The sequence below is a fragment of the Pseudoalteromonas sp. S1610 genome, from assembly GCF_005887465.1.
Taxonomy (GTDB): domain Bacteria; phylum Pseudomonadota; class Gammaproteobacteria; order Enterobacterales; family Alteromonadaceae; genus Pseudoalteromonas; species Pseudoalteromonas undina.
In genome coordinates this window covers 1-278 of record NZ_PNDI01000147.1, presented here as the reverse complement: position 1 = coordinate 278, position 278 = coordinate 1, and the positions used below count along the sequence as shown (strand labels likewise).

1 pseudogene is annotated in these 278 nt (G+C 41.7%); it reads left to right on the top strand.

Features of this window, described 5'->3' with window-relative positions:
• Nucleotides 1–278 (top strand): annotated as a pseudogene (locus CWB77_RS18160) (DUF444 family protein); the annotation flags it as partial.

Sequence of the window (278 nt, the reverse complement as noted above, 5' to 3'; positions counted from 1 at the left end):
GGAGAATTTTATCGACAGGAGTTTAAATTGAAAAACCAAAAGCACAGTAAACCGCCACCCGTTTATTAGGCGTTATAAAAAGCATATAAACGAAGCTGTGTCTGATGCGTTAATTACACGCAGCGGCACCGACTCTAGCTCTGGGGAGATTATATCTATACCACAGCGTGATATTACTGAACCTACTTTTCATCAACGTATATGCGGTATTCGAGACCAAATAGATACAGGGAACGTTCAGTTCTCTACTGGTGATCAAATTGCGCGACCTTATGGTG